The sequence below is a fragment of the Vreelandella venusta genome (genome assembly GCF_044809155.1).
Classification (GTDB): Bacteria; Pseudomonadota; Gammaproteobacteria; order Pseudomonadales; family Halomonadaceae; genus Vreelandella; species Vreelandella venusta_B.
This window is the reverse complement of record NZ_CP085241.1, coordinates 2,685,229-2,705,786: the sequence shown is the minus strand read 5'-3', so window position 1 is coordinate 2,705,786 and position 20,558 is coordinate 2,685,229. Positions and strand designations below refer to the sequence as shown.

Annotated in this window: 18 protein-coding genes; 14 read left to right on the top strand and 4 right to left on the bottom strand. The window is 55.9% G+C overall.

From position 1 onward, the window contains the following. Positions 1–77 precede the first annotated feature (77 nt). Positions 78–698 carry an IMPACT family protein gene (locus LG301_RS12580; protein WP_404471502.1) on the bottom strand — a complete coding sequence of 207 codons (621 nt, stop codon included), beginning with the start codon at positions 696–698 and terminating at the stop codon, positions 78–80. A 36-nt stretch (positions 699–734) separates the two neighbouring features. Beyond that, complete coding sequence (locus LG301_RS12575; RefSeq protein ID WP_404471501.1) at positions 735–1,139, bottom strand: LexA family protein; 405 nt, start codon at positions 1,137–1,139, stop codon at positions 735–737. Positions 1,140–1,406: 267 nt separating this feature from the next. On the opposite strand from LG301_RS12575, the gene ccmA reads away from it, so the two are divergent. The 13 genes from ccmA to LG301_RS12510 all read left to right on the top strand — a co-directional run bounded on the left by ccmA (position 1,407) and on the right by LG301_RS12510 (position 16,898). Continuing rightward, positions 1,407–2,027 (top strand): cytochrome c biogenesis heme-transporting ATPase CcmA, encoded by a 621-nt coding sequence (ccmA, locus tag LG301_RS12570; protein ID WP_404475261.1) that lies wholly within the window; start codon positions 1,407–1,409, stop codon positions 2,025–2,027. 54 nt (positions 2,028–2,081) lie between these two features. After that, positions 2,082–2,774, top strand: a complete 693-nt coding sequence (ccmB, locus tag LG301_RS12565; RefSeq protein WP_404475259.1) for a heme exporter protein CcmB — start codon at positions 2,082–2,084, stop codon at positions 2,772–2,774. Positions 2,775–2,788: 14 nt separating this feature from the next. Continuing rightward, complete coding sequence (locus LG301_RS12560; RefSeq protein WP_404471500.1) at positions 2,789–3,529, top strand: heme ABC transporter permease; 741 nt, start codon at positions 2,789–2,791, stop codon at positions 3,527–3,529. Beyond that, positions 3,529–3,774 (top strand): heme exporter protein CcmD, encoded by a 246-nt coding sequence (ccmD, locus tag LG301_RS12555; RefSeq protein ID WP_404471499.1) that lies wholly within the window; start codon positions 3,529–3,531, stop codon positions 3,772–3,774. Before LG301_RS12560 ends, ccmD begins: the two co-directional genes overlap by 1 nt. After that, positions 3,764–4,273: a cytochrome c maturation protein CcmE gene (gene ccmE / locus LG301_RS12550; protein WP_404471498.1), complete on the top strand. Its 510-nt coding sequence runs from the start codon at positions 3,764–3,766 to the stop codon at positions 4,271–4,273. Before ccmD ends, ccmE begins: the two co-directional genes overlap by 11 nt. Before the next feature lie 59 nt (positions 4,274–4,332). Further along, the gene (locus LG301_RS12545) at positions 4,333–6,342 is read left to right on the top strand and encodes a heme lyase CcmF/NrfE family subunit (protein ID WP_404471497.1); all 2,010 of its coding nucleotides are present in this window, start codon (positions 4,333–4,335) and stop codon (positions 6,340–6,342) included. Next, positions 6,339–6,866, top strand: a complete 528-nt coding sequence (locus LG301_RS12540) for a DsbE family thiol:disulfide interchange protein (RefSeq protein ID WP_404471496.1) — start codon at positions 6,339–6,341, stop codon at positions 6,864–6,866. The genes LG301_RS12545 and LG301_RS12540 overlap by 4 nt, the downstream gene beginning before the upstream one ends. Further along, positions 6,857–7,327, top strand: a complete 471-nt coding sequence (locus tag LG301_RS12535) for a cytochrome c-type biogenesis protein (protein WP_404471495.1) — start codon at positions 6,857–6,859, stop codon at positions 7,325–7,327. Before LG301_RS12540 ends, LG301_RS12535 begins: the two co-directional genes overlap by 10 nt. Beyond that, on the top strand, positions 7,324–8,571 hold the full coding sequence (ccmI, locus tag LG301_RS12530; protein WP_404471494.1) for a c-type cytochrome biogenesis protein CcmI: 1,248 nt from the start codon (positions 7,324–7,326) through the stop codon (positions 8,569–8,571). The genes LG301_RS12535 and ccmI overlap by 4 nt, the downstream gene beginning before the upstream one ends. Before the next feature lie 33 nt (positions 8,572–8,604). Next, complete coding sequence (gene smc, locus LG301_RS12525; protein ID WP_404471493.1) at positions 8,605–12,105, top strand: chromosome segregation protein SMC; 3,501 nt, start codon at positions 8,605–8,607, stop codon at positions 12,103–12,105. Between the two features lie 541 nt (positions 12,106–12,646). Beyond that, positions 12,647–14,500: a cell division protein ZipA gene (gene zipA / locus LG301_RS12520; protein WP_404475257.1), complete on the top strand. Its 1,854-nt coding sequence runs from the start codon at positions 12,647–12,649 to the stop codon at positions 14,498–14,500. Positions 14,501–14,589: 89 nt separating this feature from the next. Then, a complete protein-coding gene (ligA, locus tag LG301_RS12515; RefSeq protein WP_404471492.1) occupies positions 14,590–16,626 on the top strand; it encodes an NAD-dependent DNA ligase LigA in 2,037 nt (678 codons plus the stop codon). After that, positions 16,623–16,898, top strand: a complete 276-nt coding sequence (locus LG301_RS12510; RefSeq protein WP_263067657.1) for a YheU family protein — start codon at positions 16,623–16,625, stop codon at positions 16,896–16,898. The genes ligA and LG301_RS12510 overlap by 4 nt, the downstream gene beginning before the upstream one ends. On the opposite strand, the gene mnmC is transcribed toward LG301_RS12510, so the two are convergent. Together mnmC and LG301_RS12500 are read right to left on the bottom strand one after the other, a co-directional pair. Beyond that, a complete protein-coding gene (gene mnmC / locus LG301_RS12505) occupies positions 16,892–18,922 on the bottom strand; it encodes a bifunctional tRNA (5-methylaminomethyl-2-thiouridine)(34)-methyltransferase MnmD/FAD-dependent 5-carboxymethylaminomethyl-2-thiouridine(34) oxidoreductase MnmC (RefSeq protein ID WP_404471491.1) in 2,031 nt (676 codons plus the stop codon). The two genes, LG301_RS12510 and mnmC, sit on opposite strands and share 7 nt — an antisense overlap. A gap of 169 nt (positions 18,923–19,091) precedes the next feature. Beyond that, complete coding sequence (locus LG301_RS12500) at positions 19,092–19,391, bottom strand: YciI family protein (RefSeq protein ID WP_404471490.1); 300 nt, start codon at positions 19,389–19,391, stop codon at positions 19,092–19,094. Between the two features lie 166 nt (positions 19,392–19,557). Here LG301_RS12500 and LG301_RS12495 point away from each other — a divergent pair, with 166 nt between their 5' ends. Then, a complete protein-coding gene (locus LG301_RS12495) occupies positions 19,558–20,487 on the top strand; it encodes a PHP domain-containing protein (RefSeq protein ID WP_404471489.1) in 930 nt (309 codons plus the stop codon). Positions 20,488–20,558 lie beyond the last annotated feature (71 nt).

Here is a 20,558-nt window from a genome sequence, read left to right as displayed (position 1 = left end):
ATTAGCAATATGTCATGCCCAACAACGCAGCTTGCTTAGCAAGCTGCGTTTTTTATGTTGCTGGTTTTGGCAAGCAGTTACAGCACTTTATGGATGATGAGGGGCATTTTTAGGCGATTTTCTAACGCTTCAAGGCTAAGAGGAACATCCTGGGGCCAGCCAACGGTCATGCCCACACCGTTGCTATCGTAGTCGACGTGCTGAATAGGAAGCTGCTGCTCGTCGCACCAGGCGCGCACTATCGCCTCATGGGCAAAGCTTACGCGCAGCAGGTAATTTTCCCGCTCAATAACTTCTTGTGTTGGTAGTGTCTCTAGCCCGGCATTAACTGCTTGCGCATAGGCGCGGGCAAGCCCACCGGTGCCGAGTTTTGTGCCGCCAAAATAGCGAATCACCACACAGCCGATTTCACCCAGCCCACTGCCTAATAACGATTGATACATAGGTCTTCCGGCGGTACCGCCAGGTTCACCGTCATCTGAAAAGCCAATATGCGTTTGCTCTCCTGGCGGGCCGGCAATAAAAGCGCTGCAGTGATGGCTAGCATTGGGGTGGGCCGTTTTCGCCGCTTGCAGCAGCGCATCAAAAGCTTCTTTGTTCGGTGCATGGCACATCCAGGTGAGAAACTGGCTTTTTTCTACCTCAATAACGGTTGTGTGCCACTGTGTGGGGGGTAAATCAGGGATGCGATAACGCACTCATTACTCCTGGGAGTCGTGAGGCCGGGGTGAGCCTTAATGATGCCGCGGTGGTGAGTCATGATGCTCAATACCCATCACCATACCTAAAACTTGAATATCACAATTATGCAGGAATACCGCAGGGGTTGCTGCATCTTCAGGCAATAAATGCACACCCAGTCGACTAATCGAGAGCTGTTTTAACGCAACTTCACGCTGGTTAATTGTCGCAACAGCGGTTTCGTGTTGAGTATCATGCTGATAGCGTCGAATGATAATGACATCGCCATCGAATAAGTTGCTGTCACGCATGCGGTCACCGCGCACTTTGAGTGCGTAGGTGTTACGTCGCGTAATGTGTGAAGTGTTAGCTTCACGTACGACCGTAGAGGACAGTGGTGCTGGCTGAAATGAGGTGCTTGGTGCAGGGCGTGTTGCGAGCATCGACGTTGTCATCATGATTTCTCCAATGCAGCGCCCGTTCCGTAGGCGTTTAGTTGCGATGATGGCTGTTTTTTTATGAAGTGTTTTTTCATACAGTAGTCGCAGTATAAACCTGTTTTTGCATACAGTTCCAGTGGTGGTTTTTTTCTTATTTCCAGCGCGCTTTTTTTGCGGCACTGATGATACGTATCATGCTGCGACCCAAGGCCGCAGAGTGCGACTGGCGAGAAAGTGGCTTTCCGTGTAGAGTTCGACCCGAAATCTATGTGGCTGGAGAGACCTTTGAGCCTGTGCCTGCAAGCCCGCCAGTTGGCCTGTGAACGCGATGACCGCTGGCTATTTGAAGGACTCGATCTTGATATTCACAGTGGTGAGATCGTGCGCATTGAAGGTCCTAATGGCAGCGGTAAAACAACGCTGTTGAAAATTCTCTCGGGCCAACTGAGCGATTATCATGGCGAGCTTTACTGGAATGGCGCATTAATGCGTGAAACCCGTGAACATTTTCTCGCTAATTTGCTCTATTTAGGACACGCCCCGGGGGTTAAAGCAGGTCTGACCCCACTTGAAAACCTTACTTGGTATCAAGCGCTTAGCGGTGAGCAAGGCTCTGAAGAGCAGCGTGAAGATGCTTTGGCTAAGGTGGGGCTGAGAGGCTTTGAAGACGTACCGTCAGGGCAGCTTTCCGCGGGCCAGCAGCGCCGGGTGGCGCTGGCAAGGTTAACGCTTACCCCTAGAGCCCTCTGGGTGCTGGATGAGCCCTTTACAGCCATTGACCGTGACGGGGTGGCAGCGCTTGAGGCGCAGCTTGTTGCGCATGCAAAGGCGGGGGGGTGTGTACTGGTCACCACGCATCATGAGCTAACCGCTTCACCCGTGCTTAGAAGAGTACAGTTGGGGTAAAAGGAGATAGCGTTGCCCAGTACAGATGTCACCACCAGTGCCTCAGTAATACCAATGTACGAGCCCCAAGGAGGGCTATTAGTTGCACTAAGCGCCACGCTTAGGCGTGATTTAACGCTGATGCTTCGTAGGCGAGGGGAGGTGCTTAATCCGCTGGTGTTTTTTGCTCTGGTGATCACCCTTTTTCCTATCGGTATTTCGCCAGACCCGCAGCTATTAGCGGTTATCGCACCGGGGCTACTGTGGGTGGCGGCATTATTGGCAGCGCTGCTCTCTTTAGACAGCTTGTTTCGCAGCGATTACGAAGATGGCAGCCTAGAGCAGATGCTGTTAGCACCGCAGCCTTTGGCAGCGCTCGGATTAGCAAAAGTGGCTGTGCACTGGCTGCTGACCGGGTTGCCTCTAGCCCTAATGGCGCCAGTGCTTGGCATTATGCTGGCACTGCCCGCCGGCAGCTATCTGGTATTAGCGCTTTCATTGGCACTGGGTACGGCTAGCTTAAGCTTAATTGGTGCTATTGGCGCCGCACTAACCGTAGGCTTGGCGCGGGGAGGGGTGCTGCTCTCGTTGCTGGTACTGCCGCTCTATATTCCAATACTTATTTTTGGAGCTGGTGCGGTACAGGCTGCGATTATGGGCGATGGCGTGGCGGCACACTTGGCAATTCTGGGCGCGTTATTGGCCATGGCGTTGATGCTTTCACCCTGGGCAATTGCCGCGTCACTACGCATCAGTATCAACGGCTAAAGGACGGAAAATCCATGTGGGCCTTTATTAACAAACTAAGATCACCCAAGTGGTTTTACACGATTAGCGCAAAGCTGCAGCCCTGGTTTTGGGTAGTAGCCGCATTGCTGTTGATAACCGGCACGGTTTGGGGGCTTGCCTTTGCCCCTGCAGATTATCAGCAGGGCAATAGTTTCCGTATTATTTATGTCCATGTGCCAGCCGCTTTTTTGGCTCAGTCGATTTTCGTTTCCATGGCCATCACTGGGCTGGTGTTTATGGTGTGGAAAATCAAAATCGCGGATATGGCCGCGACCGTTATGGCGCCACTGGGCGCCGCAATGACATTTATCGCGCTTTTTTCTGGGGCGGTATGGGGAGTGCCCACCTGGGGAACGTGGTGGATGTGGGATGCACGCCTCACCTCTATGCTGATTTTACTGTTTTTATACTTGGGCGTTATTGCCCTACGGGGAGCGTTTAGCAGTCGCGATAGCGGCTCACGCGCCGCCTCTATATTGGCAATGGTGGGGGTTATCAATATTCCGATTATTAAATACTCGGTTGATTGGTGGTACACGCTTCATCAGCCAGCCACTTTTACTATCACTGGCCGAGCGGCGATGCCGATGGAAATGTGGGCACCGCTGCTGATTATGGTGCTGGGGTTTTACAGCTTTTTTATCGGCTTAACGCTAATGCGCACGCGTAGCGAGATCTTACGCCGTGAAGCCAGCAAGCGCTGGGTGCGTGATTTGATAGAGGAGTCGCACTAATGGCTTTCTCGTCGATGAATGAATTTCTCGCAATGGGTGGTCATGGGCCTTATGTATGGGCTGCCTGGGGCGTTACTGCGCTGCTGTTGTTAGTCATCTTGTGGCATGCACGACGGGAGCGTCGCCAGTTGCTTAGCGGCTTGAAGCGTCGTGCTCGCCGTGAAAGTCATGCGAACAACTACCCAACAACAGCAGCGCAGGCATCGGTTAAACCTGTTCAAGGGGACGTTCATCATGACGCCTAAACGTAAGCAAAAGCTATTTGTCATTTTAGGGTTAGTCTCATTAACGGCGATTGCCGTGGGACTGACCCTTTATGCGCTGCGTGCCAACATCAATCTGTTTTTCAGCCCGGTACAAATTGCTCAAGGCAATGCGCCAATCGAACGTCAGATCCGCGCGGGTGGGATGGTAAAAGAGGGGTCGGTTTCCCGCGATAGAGAAAGCTTAAATGTTGAGTTTACGGTGACGGACTACGTCGATGATCTTGACGTTTATTACAGTGGAATTTTGCCGGACCTGTTCCGTGAAGGGCAGGGGGTGGTCGTGGTTGGCGAGCTACAGGCCGATGGGCGTTTCCGCGCTGACCAGGTGTTGGCACGCCACGATGAAAATTATATGCCGCCAGAAGTTGCTCAAGCGCTGGAGGAAGCTGGCTATTCGCCTGCTGACTTCCAGGCGAAAGCGGCTAAAGTTGGCGAGCGGTTGGAGCAAGAAGGCGTTCCAAACGCTAGCGAATACTAACGCTCAGGCTGCCCTGCTGCGCAGCATGCTGTTTTGCCCAGTGCTATCTCGGAGCGCTCATGTTCATTAAAATGATTCCTGAAATTGGCCATTTTGCCCTGGTTATCGCTCTATTAATGGCGATAGTTCAGTTCGTCATGCCGCTGGCCGGGGCCGCTACTCGCCGCCCCCTATGGATGGCGTATGGACGCCCAATGGCCGCCGGTCAATTTCTCTTTGTCGCGATTGCTTATCTTTGTCTTACGACAAGCTACATGCTGGATGACTTCAGCGTTGCCAACGTTGCGAATAACTCGAACTCGCTACTGCCCTGGTATTACAAATTTAGCGCCGTGTGGGGAAACCATGAAGGTTCGGTACTGCTATGGAGCTTGATGCTAGCAGGTTGGGGGTATGCAGCATCGGTGTTCTCAGGTGACTTGCCACGGGACATGGTGGCACGAGTTCAAGGCATCATGGGAATGGTGTGCGTTGGCTTCCTGCTGTTTATCTTAATGACCTCCAATCCTTTTGAGCGCCTGTTACCCAACATGCCGCAGGATGGCGCCGATCTAAACCCGCTGCTTCAAGATTTTGGCCTCATTGTGCATCCCCCTATGCTCTACATGGGCTATGTAGGCTTTTCCGTTGTCTTTGCCTTCGCTATTGCAGCCCTGTTAGGTGGCCGATTAGATGCGGCTTGGACGCGGTGGGCTCGCCCCTGGACTAACTTAGCCTGGGCGTTTCTTACCGTAGGCATTGCGTTGGGCAGCTGGTGGGCGTATTACGAGCTTGGCTGGGGCGGCTGGTGGTTCTGGGATCCGGTCGAAAACGCGTCGCTGCTCCCTTGGCTTACCGGCACTGCATTAGTGCACTCTTTAGCGGTTACCGAAAAACGTGGTTCATTTAAAAGCTGGACGGTACTACTGGCGATCTCGACGTTCTCACTGTCGCTAATGGGTACCTTCTTGGTGCGCTCAGGGGTCTTAACGTCGGTACATGCGTTCGCCAACGACCCTTCTCGCGGCTTCTTTATCTTAATGCTGCTAGCGATCACCGTTACGCTCTCGCTGCTGGTATTTGCGTTACGCGCACCACGGGTTAGCCATAAAGTGGGGTTTAACTGGCTTTCACGGGACTCACTGTTGCTGGTTAACAATATTCTGTTGGTTATCATGACCGTCACCGTTCTGCTGGGAACGGTTTATCCGCTAATTCTCGACTCCCTTGGGCTGGGGAAAATTAGCGTAGGGCCTCCTTATTTTAACGCCCTGTTTGTGCCCCTCACGATCGTGATGTGTATGTTTATGGGCTTAGGTCCTGTTGCCCGCTGGAAGGGCATGGAGGCGGGCGAACTTGTCCGTAAGCTATGGATTGCCGGTGCCGCATCGCTAGTGCTTGGGGCGGCAATGCCGCTGCTGTACGGCGGGGAGTGGAACCTGTGGGTCTCACTAGGGATTGTTTCAGCCCTGTGGATTGTGCTGCCCATGGTGCGCGACCTGTTTGATAAAACTCGCCATGCGAGTTCTTTCGTCGCTGGCCTACGCAAGCTCTCGCTGTCTTATTGGGGCATGGTACTTGGGCATGTGGGTATTGCGGTGACTATCGTCGGTGTGGCGGTTGTCTCGAACTACAACATTGAGCGTAACGTGCGCATGTCGCCGGGCACCACGGTGGAAGTTGCAGGCTACCAGTTTACGATGACCGAGCTAACCAATCGTCGTGGGCCGAACTTTCTGGCCGATACGTCGATCATCCAGGTACAGCGTGGTGAAACAGGGCGTAGCTTCGTTATGCGCCCAGAAAAACGTCTTTATTTAGCGACTGGTATGCCCATGACCCAGGTAGCGTTGCGTCCTGGCTTATTCCGCGATCTCTATGTGGCGATGGGTGAAGACTTAGAAGACGGCAGCTACGCCCTGCGAATTCAGTATAAGCCGTTTGTTCGTTGGCTCTGGCTGGGCGGCTTATTGATGGCATTCGGCGGTGTGTTGGCCGTGGTCGATAAGCGCTATCGTCGGGTAGCGGCGCGTAAATCGGGGCCTGTCGAGACTGCCCAAGAAGCGTCGTCGAAGGAGGCTACGGCATGACTCGGCGCCTCTTACTGCTACTTCTACCAGTTGGTTTTATAGGAATTGCGTTATTTCTCTACCAAGGCTTAGGGATCAACCCCTCTGATCGTGACTCTGCGCTGATGGCGAGGGAGTTCCCTGCCTTTGAAGCCAGCACCCTACGCGATGCGAACCGTCGTGTGGATCAGACGCTGCTTACCGGCGAGGTAACCCTTGTAAACGTATGGGGTGAGTGGTGCCCCGCTTGTAAGCAAGAAATGCCTCAGCTATTGGCATTGGCGGATAACAATATCCGCATGGTGGGTATTAACTACCGAGATACCCGCGAAAAAGGGCTGGAGTTCTTGAGCGAGTTTGGCGATCCCTTTGAGGTCAATATTTTTGATCCTGAAGGCAGCTTGGGCTTTGACCTTGGCGTTTACGGCGCGCCAGAGACCTTTTTAGTCGATGCCGACGGTGTTATTCGCTATCACCATAAAGGCTATGTATCGCCTGAAGATGTCCGCGATCGCATCCTTCCGGAGGTAGAAAAATGGCGCTAATTCGTACGCTCTCAGTGCTCTTAATGTTGCTATTTACCTTCAGTGCGATGGCGGGGGGGATCGAAATTCGCGAGTTTGATGATCCGGTAATGGAGAAGCGTTACCGCGACTTAACCGCTTCCATGCGATGTCCTCTGTGTGAAAACCAGGCCATTGATGACTCTGATGCGCCGATATCAGGCGATATGCGCGACCGTGTTTACCTACTGCTTCAAGACGGGCGGTCGGATATTGAAATCATAGATCATATGGTACGGAGGTTTGGGGATTATATTCTTTATAATCCGCGCCTGGAAAACCGCACCTACCTGCTATGGGGGCTGCCTATTGGGCTTGTTTTTGTAGGGTTGCTGGTGGTTGTTCTGATGGTTCGCGCCCGTCGCAACGCGTCTGCCAAAGCCCTGAGCGCCGAAGAGCGCGCCCGCCTGGATGCTCTGATCAACCGCGAGAGGTCCTCATGACACCGCTCTGGATTGCAATTGCTTTACTGTTACTGCCTGCACTTTGGCTGCTGATAGCGCCTATGCGCAGCGCCCGTTCATTAAGTGACCAGCTACATCATTTTGAGGCTAACGATACCTCTGCCGAGCAAAATGTGGCGATATTTAAACGCCGCCTGGCCTCTCTAGAGGCCGCCCATGAGCGAGGTGACATTGACGAAGCTCGCTTTGAAGAAGATCGGTTAGAGCTAGAGCGCAGCCTGTTAGAAGACACCGTTATCCAAACCAAGCAACCGCTAAAAGCGGCCACTGCCGGTAAAGTTGCGGTACCGTTGGTGATGGTGAGTGTTGTCATTGCGAGCGTGTTTTGGTATCAGCAGCACGGTGCTGAGGGTGATCTCACGCTTTATGCGATTCAGCAAGAAGTAAGAAACGACCCGGACGCGTCGTTAGCCATGTATCTAGAGCGCATGGAAGCTGAGGCCGAACGTCAGCCCAACAATCCGAACGTGTGGAACTCGCTCTTTCCGCTCTACCGCGAATCAGGCCAGCCTGAAAAAGCGGCCGCTGCCTTGGAGCGGTTGATAGAAATCGATGGCCGCGTTGCACCACTGCTTGCCCAGTTAGCCCAGCTGCGCTTCTTTATGGCCGAGCGTGAGCTGGTTCCAGAGGTTCAAGCATTAGTGGATGAAACTCTGGCGCTAGACCCGCGCCAGCCAACCGTCTTGGGTATTTTGGGCATTCACGCGTTTGATAGCGGTGAGTATGAAACCGCCATTGATCATTGGCGCCGCGCCCTTGCTAATATTGAAGACTCCAATACGGCCTCTTCGCTGCGCGATGGTATTCGTGTTGCCCAGCTGCGTTTAGGCATTGAGCCAGAAACAGCGAATGTAGACGCTGCGCAGAGTCAGGGCGTACGGGTCACCGTGTCGCTGGACGATGCCCTGATGGGCAGCGTCGATGATGATGCAACGGTGTTTATCACGGCGCGTGATATGGAAGGTGAGCTGCCGCCGCTAGCAGTAGTGCGCGGTCAAGTCTCTGAACTGCCGATGACCGTGATATTAGACGACACTGCGGCTATGTCGCCAGAAGCGCAAATTTCTCAAGTCCGCGATGCGCGTCTCATGGTGCGTGTTTCGCCCTCTGGCCAAGCCACGCCTCAACCGGGGGATCTGTTTGGCGACCTGGAAAGTGTGAGCGTAGGGCCCATTAGCGAAGATGAAGCGGCCAATGTTGTCATTAACCGCGTTTTTGAATAATCGCCACGCAAGTAGCTGCTAAGAAGGGGCGCAATGCGCTTAACCTCTATTCGTCTGGTTGGGTTTAAGTCCTTTGTTGACCCTGTCACCGTGCCCTTCGATGGCAATATGACGGCCATCGTCGGGCCAAACGGCTGCGGCAAATCCAATATCATTGATGCTGTTCGCTGGGTTATGGGGGAATCTTCCGCCAAAACCCTGCGCGGTGAATCCATGGCCGATGTTATCTTCAACGGCTCAACAGGACGTAAGCCCATTGGCCAAGCGTCCATTGAGCTTAAGTTTGATAACCGCGACGGTGGCATGGGCGGCGTTTACGCCCAGTACGCAGAGATCGCCGTCAAGCGTCTGGTGACCCGGGATGGCCAGTCCAACTACTTCTTTAACGGCCAAAAGTGCCGCCGTCGAGATATTGCTGACCTGTTTATGGGCACCGGCCTCGGCCCGCGCTCCTACGCGATTATTGGACAGGGGATGATATCGCGGCTGATTGAAGCTCGGCCTGATGACCTGCGCGCCACATTAGAAGAAGCTGCGGGTATTTCCAAGTACAAAGAGCGCCGCCGGGAAACCGAAAACCGCATGCGCCGTACCCAGGAAAACCTAGAGCGCCTGGATGACATTCGTGAGGAGCTGGATAAGCAGCTTGAACGCCTTAAGCGCCAAGCCGAAGCGGCAAAGCGCTATCAAGAGCTAAAACAGCAGGAGTACCGGCTAAAAGGTGAGCTGGCCCTGTTGCGCGGTCGCACGCTGCGTATTGAGCAGTCCCACCAAGAGAGCCGCGTCCGCGAGCTAGAAATTGCGGTTGAAAAAGACGTATTTGGCGTTCGCCAGTGTGAAACTCGCCTGGAGCAAGCCCGCGAGCAGCACGATGAACTGGCCGAGGTGCTGGATCGCCATCAACAGCAGTTTTATGAAACCACTACGCGCATCGCCCGCCTAGAGCAAGACCAGGCCCACCGCCGCAGCCGCGAAGCGCAGTTGGCCAACGACATTGCCACCGCCCGCCGAGATCTCGACGAGCAGCGCCAGGTCAGCGAGGGCGACCAGGAGCGGCTCGCGGTGATCGGCGAGCGCTTTGAGGAGCTGCTGCCCGAGCATGAAGCGCTTGAGGAGCAGCTTGAAATCCTCGAGCAAACCCTGGCCGACGCGACACCAGCGTTAGAGGCCGCCGAGCAGCAGTGGACGGATGCTGAAAACCGCTGGCGCGAGGCCAGCCGCGATGCCGACCGTAGCCAAGACCAACTGCGTGATTTAGAGCAACGTATTGCTCGCCTGCAGGCAGAAGGGCAGCGCCGCCGCCAGCAGCGCGGCGAGCTGGCCGACATGACCGCGCTGCAAAACGAGCACGCCGACTACCAAGCCCGCTTGGAAGAAGCCGACCAACGTGCCGGTGCCTTCCAAGTGGAGCGTGAGCAGTGGCAGCAGCGCTACAGCGATGCCAAAAGTGCCTACCAGCAAGCGGTGGCAGGGCGCGATGAGCAGCGCGCTGCACTTAGCCAGCAGCAGGGCGAACTTGCCTCGCTGCAGGCGCTGATGGATGCCGCTCTGGCCGATCACGACCCTCAGCTAAGCGAAACGCTGGCCGCTCATGGCCTCGCCGATGCACCCCGCTTGGGTGAAGCCATTTCGGTCAGCCAAGGGTGGGAACGGGTTATTTCCTGGCTACTCGCTCCCTGGCTAAACGCCCGGCTGGTAGCCGCCCATCACCTAAACGCGCTGCCCGAAGCGCTGGCGACGGAGTGGTGCTTGATTGATCAAGCGCCGCCTTCCACAGCCACGGCGGGCCCAGGCAATCGCCTCAGCGATTTGGTGAAAGGGGCAGGCGCGCTAACGGAGTGGTTAGCCAGTATTCACTATGTGGATACCGCCGAAGCTACCGAGGCGCTGTTGCCTATGCTTGCCCCTGGTGAGAGTGTAGTCAGCCAAGACGGCGTATGGCGCGGTCGCGGCTGGCTGCACCAGCAATCGAACGGAGAAGGTGTCGATGCGCTATTGGTGACGCGTCGCCGCTTTGAGGAGCTGGCCGCAGAGCGTGAGCGGGCGGAAGAGGCGTTGGCGCTCTTGGATGAACAGTGCGAAGCCGCCAACGAAACGATTGAAACGTTAGAACTGACCCGTGAACAGCAAGCGGAGCAGGAGCGCGACCACGCGGCCACCCGCCAGCAGCTAGCGGTGCAAGAGCAGCGGCTTGCCCAGCGCCTGGAGCATCTCTCCAGCCGTGCTACGGAGCTGGACGACGAACTGGCGCAGCTGCAAGAGGATGAGGCGGAGTTAACGCTTACTTTAGAAGAGCAGCGCGCTCGTTGGCACACGGCCATGGAGCAACTGGAAACCGCCGCCGAAGCGCGCGAAACCAGCGCCGAACAGCGCCACCGCCAGCGTGAGCAGCGCGAGCAGCTCAACCAACAGCATGCCCCGCTCAAAGCGCGTCAGCAGTCACTCGCGCTTGAGCGAGAAAGGCTCACTGCAGAGCGCGATAGCCTACGCGCCCAGCAAGCTCGCAGTAGCGATAGCGAAGAGCGTTTAGCACTACGTATTGCCGAGCTAGAAGAAGCGCGGGAAATGCTGGTAGAGCCAGATGAACTCGCCGCCGAAGAACTTGAGGAGCTACTCCATCAGCGCGAACAGCAGGAGCGTCGTCTAAACGAGACTCGCCAACAAGCTCAAGCGTTAGCTGAGCAGTTGCGTAATGACGAGCTAGCCCGCCAGCAGCATGAGCGCAATTTAGAGCAAAGCCGAGAGCAGTTACAGCAGCGCCGCATGGACGTGCAAGCACTGGTGTTAAAAGCCGCTACCCAGGATGAACAGTTAGCCGAGCTTGGCCACGATGCCGAGTCACTTGCCGCACACCTGCCCAGTGATGCCAATGAAACAGCATGGCAGGAGCGTTTAGAGAGCACGTCAGATAAGATTCGTCGTTTAGGCGCCATTAATCTCGCGGCGATTGAAGAGTACGATCAACAGGCCGAACGGCGTAACTACCTGGAAGCCCAGCACGCCGAGCTAATCGAAGCACTGGAAACCCTAGAGCGGGCGATTAAGCGGATCGACCAAGAGACCCGCATACGCTTTAAAGAGACCTTCGAGCAGGTGAATACTGGTCTGCAAACCCTCTTCCCACGCGTATTTGGTGGTGGTGCCGCTTGGTTAACGCTGACCGGAGACGACCTACTGGAAACCGGCGTGGCGATTATGGCCCGCCCACCGGGGAAGAAGAACAGCACGATTCACCTGTTATCCGGTGGGGAAAAAGCGCTGACTGCGCTGTCGCTGGTCTTTGCCATCTTCCAGCTCAACCCGGCCCCGTTCTGTATGCTGGATGAGGTCGACGCTCCGCTGGATGACGCCAACGTTGGCCGCTACGCCAAGCTGGTGAAAGAGATGTCTGAAAGCGTGCAATTTATCTATATTACCCATAATAAAATCGCGATGGAGGCTGCCGAACGCCTGATGGGGGTAACGATGCAGGAGCCGGGGGTGTCGCGGCTGGTCTCCGTGGGGATTGACGAAGCGGCAGCATTAGTAGACTAGCAGGCGCCTGTGCTTACTAAATTTACGTAAGTGTTTTTGCACTGGCTTAAGCGCACAGAATTTTTTACGGAAATTCGCGAGAAACATAAACGTTCACTAGGATTACACTTAGCAATACTTGGAGTGTGGTAGTAACAGTGGTTAAGCACTAGTCACTGCGTTAAATGCGCTTGATAGCAGGACAGATGAGGTACTGCATTACCGCCAGAAAATTAGCGATGTAAGAAGTTAAAATTTATTTAAATCAGTAGGATAGCTGCTGTCATAAGCCACATCCTGATGAGTCAGCGTAAAGCGCCTATAAAGAAGAAGCTTAGGCTCGATGTTAATAAGCACTAAAATTGCACTTTTCCTGGTTGATACGGTCGGAAAATTGCCTTAAAAACTTCTAATGCGTCGTACTAACGTAGAAAATAGCAAAAAGTGGCCCTTTTCGTAGCAATCGCGCTATGCTTGGTGATAATTAGTGACTATCTAAAAGGTTTCCGTCTTCAGGCATGGCGCCTTAGCAACCGGTTAAATGACCCATGGAATGCTCGACATGGAATTAAGAGAGTGGTTAATCATTCTAGGATTGGCACTGGTTTCGCTTATCGTGGTCGACGGTGTGCGAAGACTTCAACGTCAGCGGCGTGTCCCTCAGCTAGATCAGGCAGCCAAAGACCTACCGGCTGTTAAACCGGAAGAGTTCGACGACGCCGCTAAAGAGGCAGAAATAAATTGGGAGCTGCCTAATGGTGGTGCCAGGGTTGTTAAGCCTGCGGATTACAGCGGGCTTGGAAGCAAGCCCAAATTAGAGCGCCAAGAGCACCCTGGGCCGTCTAAAGTGCTCAATGATTTTAAACGCTCTTTCTCTAAAGCGATGCCGAAACAGAAGCCCGCGGTTAAGCAAACGGTTAAGCAGGCATCCGCACCTGTTACCCCTGCTTCCTCCGGCTCTCAATACAGCGCGTCTGCAGCCCATGAGCCCCCGCATAGCGAGCAGCCAGCATGTGAGCAAGAGCGCCGGGAGCCCAGTGTGTCTATGATGGAAAACGATAGCCCCACGGCTTCCACATCTCCTCAGGCGATAGACAAGGCTGAATATACCGCCTCTGACCCCCATGTTTCCGATGAAATGCGGGCGGATGAAAAACCACCGGTTGAGCCTGTTCAACCGACCGCTCAAGATGCTGCGCCGACAGAAACTGCTGCCGCACAGCCCGCTTTAGACGCTGATGCCTTCTCTATGCCGCTCTCCGCGCAAGAGACATCTACCTCAGAATCCGAGACACCGAAGCAAGCGGTTCACCAAGAAGAGTCTGAACCCGTGTTGCGCGCCGAACCGGAAGACGCCGTATTTGCAAAACAGTCATCTGATGCACCCAAGCGCCGGCAGCTCCGTCAAGATACGGTGGGTGAGCATGACGAGCTTGATGACGATGAAATTGATGAATACCGATTAGTCGATTTTGAGGGCATCGGCCGCTCCTTCAAACGCCGCTTGATTGAGCGTCGCAAGCAAAAAGCCATTAAAAAAGCTGAAAAAGCTAAGCGGGCCGAAGCATTAGCCAAACAGAAAGCTGAGCGCAAGGCTCTGGAGGCAGAGCAGCGCCGCGAGGCGAAAGAAGCCGCTGAAGCCGAGAAAGCCCGTATTGCCCAAGAGCGTGCAGAGGCCCGAGAAGCGGCGGCTAGCGCAGCGGAAGCTCAGCGAATGGCAATGCAGCAAGAAGCGCGTGAAGCTGCCGATAACTCTCCGGTGAACCGCCATGATGAAGGGCATCGTCAAGGCCGCTCTGAGGGGTATGCTAACGACTACTCCCAGGGTTATGACAGCATCGATGAGTATGATGAATACGTAACCGATGCTTATGCTGAACAAGAGAGCGTCGTTCGTACCCATCCAGCGCTTGAAAAAGCGTTACGCCACGACGTGAATGGCGCGCATGCCAAGGAAACGTTGACCAACGCCGATGAAATGGTGGTGATTAGCGTTCTTTCTCGTGATCCTGAAGGCTTTGATGGCGGCAAACTGCTTGAGCTGATGATGGTATGTGGGCTGCGCTACAGCCGTGAAATGGGCGTTTTTCACCGCTTTGAAACGGAAAGTGCAGATAGTGAGCTGCAGTTCTCAATGGTTAACGTGCTTAAGCCAGGTACATTCCCCATTGAGGAAATGGATGAGTTCGTTACACCAGGCATTACCTTCCTGATGCCATTGCCCGGTGCTGCGGATAGTTCCGCTGCGTTTGAAGCCATGGTAGAAACCGCGATGGTGCTAGTACGCCATATGGGCGGCGAGCTGAAAGATGAAAACCGCAGTGTGATGACCGCGCAAACCATCGAATTTGCCCGCCAGCGGGTGCATGAATTTGAGCGTCGACACCGTTTGCATCGCCAATTGCAGGCGCGCTAATCGCCGCTTTGTTATACCACCCGCCTTCCACGAAGGCGGGTGTTTTTGTTATTAAACGTCCGTTTTTCTTTGTACGCCGGAACCCCTGAATGAGTCAGCCTGCCCCCCATTTGCTTGAAGAGATTAGCCAGCTTCGCGCCGAACTGGATGATGCTAATTACCGCTACTACGTGCTGGACGAGCCAACACTGACGGATGCGGATTATGACCGTAAGCTACAGCGCTTAACGCAGCTAGAGGCTGAGCATCCTGCACTGATAACGCCCGACTCGCCCACCCAGCGTGTTGGCGCTTCACCGGCAGAGGGGTTTCCCGAGGTTGCCCACGCCATACCGATGCTCTCGCTGGATAATGCCTTTAGTCGTGATGATATTGTGGCGTTTGCCGAACGCGTGGCGGAGCGCTTGGAGTGTCAGGCCGGTGAGATTGAGTTTAGCTGTGAGCCAAAACTCGATGGTGCTGCGGTGTCGCTAGTGTATGAGCAGGGCGCGTTAGCCATCGGTGCGACTCGGGGGGATGGCCGGACGGGAGAAGGCATTACCTCGAACCTGCGTACCCTGCGCTCCGTTCCGCTCAAGTTAATAGGCGAAGACATCCCAGCATTGCTTGAAGTGCGTGGTGAGGTGATCATGCGCCACGCAGGGTTTGAGGCGCTTAATGACCGTGCCAGAGATGAAGGAAGCAAGGTATTCGCCAACCCGCGTAACGCGGCTGCGGGCAGCTTACGCCAGCTTGATCCGCGCATTACCGCGACCCGCCCGCTAGAGTTTCATGCCTATCAAGCGGCACGGTTGCAGCCCGATATGGGGGACACTACCCACAGCGCGCTGATGGCGCGACTATCGACGCTTGGGTTTCGCACCAGCACCGAGCTAACCACGATGCACGGCCCAGAGACCGTTGCCGACTATTGCGAACAGTTAGGTGCAAAACGCGACCAGCTTGGCTACGACATTGATGGCGTGGTGATTAAGGTGAACGACCTGCGCCACCAGCGGGAGCTGGGTTTTGTGGCCCGCGCCCCGCGCTGGGCGGTGGCGTTTAAATTTCCGGCCCAGGAAGAGGTTACCACGCTGAACGATGTGGAATTTCAGGTGGGGCGCACCGGGGCGATTACGCCGGTGGCGCGCCTGGAGCCGGTCACGGTGGCCGGTGTTACCGTCTCCAACGCCACGCTGCATAACGCCGATGAGATTATCCGCTTAGGCGTGATGATTGGCGATACCGTCGCCATTCGCCGTGCAGGAGATGTTATTCCCCAGGTGGTGCGGGTGGATGAAGAGAAGCGCCCGGTAAATGCCCGCGCGATTAGCTTCCCCGACCACTGCCCAGTGTGCGGCTCGGAGATCGAACGCCTGGAAGGTGAGGCGGTGGCGCGCTGTTCCGGCGGGCTTTACTGCGCTGCTCAGCGCAAAGAGGCGCTAAAGCACTTTGCTAGCCGCAAGGCGCTGGATGTGGATGGGCTGGGTGAAAAACTTATCGAGCAGTTAGTGGACCTAGACTGGGTGAAAACGCCTGCCGACCTCTTTCATCTAAGCGTGGAGCAGTTAAAGAGTCTGCCGCGCATGGGTGAAAAGTCGGCGACGAATTTGGTCAATGCCCTAGAGAAGGCCAAGCAGACCACGCTAGCGCGATTTATTTACGCACTAGGCATCCGTGAGGTGGGCGAAGCCACGGCAGCCAACGTGGCCAACCACTTTGGCACGCTACAAGCGCTGCAAGACGCCGACCTAGCGGCGCTGGAAGCGGTGAACGACGTAGGCCCCATTGTCGCTAAGCATATTCATACGTTTTTTCGCCAACCCCACAACCTAGAAACGCTGCAAGCGCTGATTGAGGCGGGCATTACCTGGCAAGAGTCAGAAGTCACCCAAGGCCCCACGCCGCTAGAAGGCCAAACCTGGGTGCTGACCGGTGCCATGGAGAGCATGACCCGCGATGAAGGCAAAGCGCGGCTTCAGGCGCTGGGGGCTAAAGTCGCGGGCAGCGTATCGAAAAAGACCACCTGCCTAGTGGCGGGCGAAGCCGCGGGCAGCAAGCTCACCAAAGCCGAGCAGTTGGGCGTTGAAGTGATTGACGAAGCGACCTTTATTGACCGTTTAACCGCCTGGGAGCAAAGCGAATGAGCCGATTTATCGAAGTGCCGGCACGCATGCTGCCGCCGGAAACTCTGAATGCGCTGCTGGAAGCGTTTGTAACTCGCCAGGGCTATGACACGACCGATACGACGGGCGAAGGCATGCACGGCTGGGTAGCGGAGCTAAAAAAGCAGTTAGAGCGTCACGAGCTGATTATTGCCCATGACCTTGAGCTGGAAATGACGGAAGTGATGACCCTCGCCCAATGGCGCTCCTTTGGGCGAGACCTAGCGGATGACGAAGAGGAGGGTGACTACTGAGCCCTTACCAGCGCGCTGATAATGCGCCTCCCTGGGTGTAGGTGATCGATGAGCGGCTGCTCAAGCGGTAGCGGTTCATCACAGATGCGTGAGGCGATCACCTCCGCGCACAGCGGTGCGCTGGCCAGCCCCCGTGAGCCATGGGCGGTGGATATCCATAGCCCTGGATAGTGCTCGCCTGTGATGGGCGGGACTTTAGAAGCATCCTTGCGCAGCACCGCGTAATCCCGTTGCCATGCGGCTGAGCTGGGCACTGGCCCGGCGTAAGGCGTTTTATCAGGGCTGGCCGCTCGAACCGCTGCGCGGCCTTCTAGAGCCTCTGGCTTTAACGAAACGCCAGAGGCTTCAAGCGCGGCGACCCATTCTGGCAGTGCCTGTCTCAGCTCATCGATATTGCGCTGGTGCTCTTCCTCGACCATTTGCGTCGTAGCGTTATTGGGCACAAAGCTCGCACCAAAGGTAAGTACGCTATCCATCGGCGGCGATACATAGCCACCCGCACACACCACTTTTGTGGGCACTTCAGTGCCTTCTGGCAGCGTTAGCTCGCTGACTTGGCCACGCACTTGCTGTAACGGCAGCTCGGCGGTTTGGGAAAACTGGTTCGCCAGCGATGCGGTGGCGATTACCACCTGGTCAGCCTGCAGCGTTTCACCGCTGGCCAGCGCTACCCGCCACTGCGCCGCTGTAGAGGCTTGCTGTAGCGCGCTGACATCACCTTGCCGCAGGGTAATATTGGGGTGTTGCAGCAGCTGTTCGCAGAGCCTTTTCGGCTGAGCCCAACCCGCTTGGGGATAAAATAGCCCGTGGGCCGCAGAGACGGGCACGCCCGCCAACCTGCTCAGCGCGTCACTCTGTGCAGACACAACCGATTCCGGTAGCGGATGATTGGCCATAAAACGCTGTTGGCGGGTGGCCTCCTTATCGCTTAGCGCTAATTGGAGCACGCCGCAGGGTTGCCAAAGCGGCGGCTCCTGTGGAAAAGCGGCGGCCAGTTGGCTTAGCCAGCGCTGGCTATACAGCAGCCCGGCTAGGTAAACACGGCTTTGGTGGTTGGTTTCCACCGCCAGCTTTACGTAAAGCGCCCCCTGGCGGTTGCCAGAACCGCCTGCGCCAGGGGTATTGCGCTCAATCACGGTGACTTGCTTGCCTCGCTTCGCCAGCGCTGCCGCCACGCTGCTGCCTGCCATGCCAGCGCCAATTACTACAATATGCTCGGCTTCGTAGTGGGCAGGTGGTGTGAACCAGGGTGTCGCGTTGCGTCGCGCATCCGTGGGCGGGGCTTCAATGCCGCCCGCGAGCATCTCCCGCTTACGGCCAAACCCAGGGACTTTCTTCCAGTGAAACCCTGCCGCCTTTAGCCCGCGTTTCACAATCCCAGCACAGGTAAAGGTGGCAAAGGTAGCGCCGGGGCGAGAGCGGGCGGCCATGGCCTCAAACAGTTCGGGTTGCCACATATCCGGGTTTTTAGAGGGCGCAAAGCCGTCTAAAAACCATGCATCTACCTGGCCGTCGAGCAGCTCCAGCCGCTCGGTGGTGTCGCCAAAGTGCAGGTCGAGGATGACGCGCTCGCTTAAGTGCAGGCGGTGTACGCCGCTCACCGCCTCCGGCCATAGTGCGCACAGCACCTGTGAATAACGGCCCAGCGACGGCCAAGCGCTCAGGGCGCGGGTCAGTGCGTCACGATCAAGGGGAAATTTTTCTGTGGATAACAGATGCAGCCGCGCGTTGGCTGGCGCGTGCTGTTCAAAACAGGCCCAGGCGCAGAGCATATTCAGCCCGGTGCCAAATCCGGTTTCACCAATTACAAAGGCGCGGGTAGGCTGCCACGTGGCAAAACGCTCGGGTAGGTGATTGGCTCCTAAAAAGACGTGCTCGGTCTCTGCGCGGCCATCTTCGCGAGAAAAATAGACATCACCGAAGGCATCCGAATGCGGCGAGGCGTCGTTCCAAGAGAGCAGCGGGGCACTTAGCGCCGAAAGTGGAGGAAGGGCATTTGAGCGTTGTTCAGGACGATGGGGCACGCGGGAGTCCGTGGTGGTGAAGTCAGTAATGAAAATTGGTTAAAAAATGACCAATTTGTTAATCGTAGCGCTATCTCTGGCTTATAGAAAAGCGTCCGCCGAGTTTTCACAGAGTTTTCCACAGGCTCTGTGAAAAAGACGGCGGACCCTCCACACTCGCGCTAATCGGTCAAGGCAAAACTTTCTTGAACGGTTTAACAATGACCTTGGCATACACCCCTGCAATGATATAAGGGTCGGCATCTGCCCAGGCTTGAGCGTCCGCTAAGCTCTCAAACTCTGCAACTACCAAGCTGCCGCTAAAGCCCGCTTCACCGGGATTGTCGGTATCAATGGCCGGGTGGGGGCCGGCTAGCACCAAGCGGCCTTCATCGCGCAGTGCCTCTAGCCGGGCGAGGTGGTCTGGCCGGGCCGCTAAACGACGCTCCAAGCTGTTAGATACATCTTCACTGATAATCGCATATAGCATGGGTGTAACTCCTTGAATGCAAGAGTCGGTTGTTAAGGTGTAGCATTGACCGCCCCTACATTAGCGCGCACCATGGCGAGCGCCTGTGAACCGTTAACGGGAAACAGGATGCCTGTTTGTGTATGACTCACCTATTCTGACAAACTCGCCACACGGCGTCATGCTTATGCCCCTACTTCCTGCAATTTCTCTGCCCCGCGTGTTTGATGCTGACCAGCGTTATCCGGTGGATTTACACATGCACTCAACGGCGTCTGACGGCGCACTTCCCCCCGCGGAGTTAGTGACACTGTGCGCTGAACGCGGTCTTACTCTCATGGCACTCACCGACCACGACACCATGGACGGCATCGCCGAGGCGGCAGACGCTGCTCAGCAGGCGGGGCTTTGCCTGATACCTGGGTGTGAAGTATCTACCCAATGGCAGGGAATTAATATTCACGTGGTAGCGCTTATGCCCGGCGGATTGCAAGGCCCCATGGTAGAAGGGCTGGAGCAGCAGCGGCTGGCCCGTATAAAGCGTTCTGAGGTGATTGCGGAGCGGTTAGAGAAAGCAGGGCTTGCCAATGCGCTGGAAAAAGCGCGTGTTCAGGCGGGGAGCGATCGCCCTCTGGGCCGCCCGGATTTTGCCCGTGCTTTGGTCGCCGATGGCATGGTGCCCGACTGGGCTAGCGCGTTTAAGCGCTACTTGGGCAACGGTAAAAAAGGCGATGTGAAAGCGCTCTGGCCAGACATTAGCGAGGCCGTTGCCTGGATAGTGGCCTCGGGGGGCGTGGCGGTATTGGCCCACCCGCTACGCCACGGGTTGACCCGGCGCAAGCGCGGCCTACTTATGGATACGTTTCAAGCAGCGGGCGGGCAGGGGGTTGAATTGGTGAGTGGTCAGCAAAACCCGGACAGCACCCGTGACCTGGCACGCCAACTGGTTGAGCGTGAGTTATACGCGTCTATGGGCAGTGATTTTCACTTTCCCGGTGGCCACGCGGCCCCGGGGAGTATGAGCTTGATTCCCCGTACCGCTGCGCCACCTATCTGGGAGCACCCGCGCCTCGCCCATCTGCGCGACGCGCCCAGTGGAATGTTGGCGCGTGGGTGACAAGCCCGCGAATCAGCTAAGCTGAACGGATACAGCGAAAAAATACCTAGTGAACATAGGCCTACCCCCAG

What these genes read in the sequence shown, in the direction of transcription:
- LG301_RS12575 (WP_404471501.1), bottom strand. Translation starts at nt 1,139, where the DNA reads ATGATGACAACGTCGATGCTCGCAACACGCCCTGCACCAAGCACCTCA.
- ccmB (WP_404475259.1), top strand. Translation starts at nt 2,082, where the DNA reads ATGTACGAGCCCCAAGGAGGGCTATTAGTTGCACTAAGCGCCACGCTT.
- LG301_RS12560 (WP_404471500.1), top strand. Translation starts at nt 2,789, where the DNA reads ATGTGGGCCTTTATTAACAAACTAAGATCACCCAAGTGGTTTTACACG.
- ccmD (WP_404471499.1), top strand. Translation starts at nt 3,529, where the DNA reads ATGGCTTTCTCGTCGATGAATGAATTTCTCGCAATGGGTGGTCATGGG.
- ccmE (WP_404471498.1), top strand. Translation starts at nt 3,764, where the DNA reads ATGACGCCTAAACGTAAGCAAAAGCTATTTGTCATTTTAGGGTTAGTC.
- LG301_RS12545 (WP_404471497.1), top strand. Translation starts at nt 4,333, where the DNA reads ATGTTCATTAAAATGATTCCTGAAATTGGCCATTTTGCCCTGGTTATC.
- LG301_RS12540 (WP_404471496.1), top strand. Translation starts at nt 6,339, where the DNA reads ATGACTCGGCGCCTCTTACTGCTACTTCTACCAGTTGGTTTTATAGGA.
- LG301_RS12535 (WP_404471495.1), top strand. Translation starts at nt 6,857, where the DNA reads ATGGCGCTAATTCGTACGCTCTCAGTGCTCTTAATGTTGCTATTTACC.
- ccmI (WP_404471494.1), top strand. Translation starts at nt 7,324, where the DNA reads ATGACACCGCTCTGGATTGCAATTGCTTTACTGTTACTGCCTGCACTT.
- smc (WP_404471493.1), top strand. Translation starts at nt 8,605, where the DNA reads ATGCGCTTAACCTCTATTCGTCTGGTTGGGTTTAAGTCCTTTGTTGAC.
- zipA (WP_404475257.1), top strand. Translation starts at nt 12,647, where the DNA reads ATGGAATTAAGAGAGTGGTTAATCATTCTAGGATTGGCACTGGTTTCG.
- ligA (WP_404471492.1), top strand. Translation starts at nt 14,590, where the DNA reads ATGAGTCAGCCTGCCCCCCATTTGCTTGAAGAGATTAGCCAGCTTCGC.
- LG301_RS12510 (WP_263067657.1), top strand. Translation starts at nt 16,623, where the DNA reads ATGAGCCGATTTATCGAAGTGCCGGCACGCATGCTGCCGCCGGAAACT.
- LG301_RS12500 (WP_404471490.1), bottom strand. Translation starts at nt 19,391, where the DNA reads ATGCTATATGCGATTATCAGTGAAGATGTATCTAACAGCTTGGAGCGT.
- LG301_RS12495 (WP_404471489.1), top strand. Translation starts at nt 19,558, where the DNA reads ATGCCCCTACTTCCTGCAATTTCTCTGCCCCGCGTGTTTGATGCTGAC.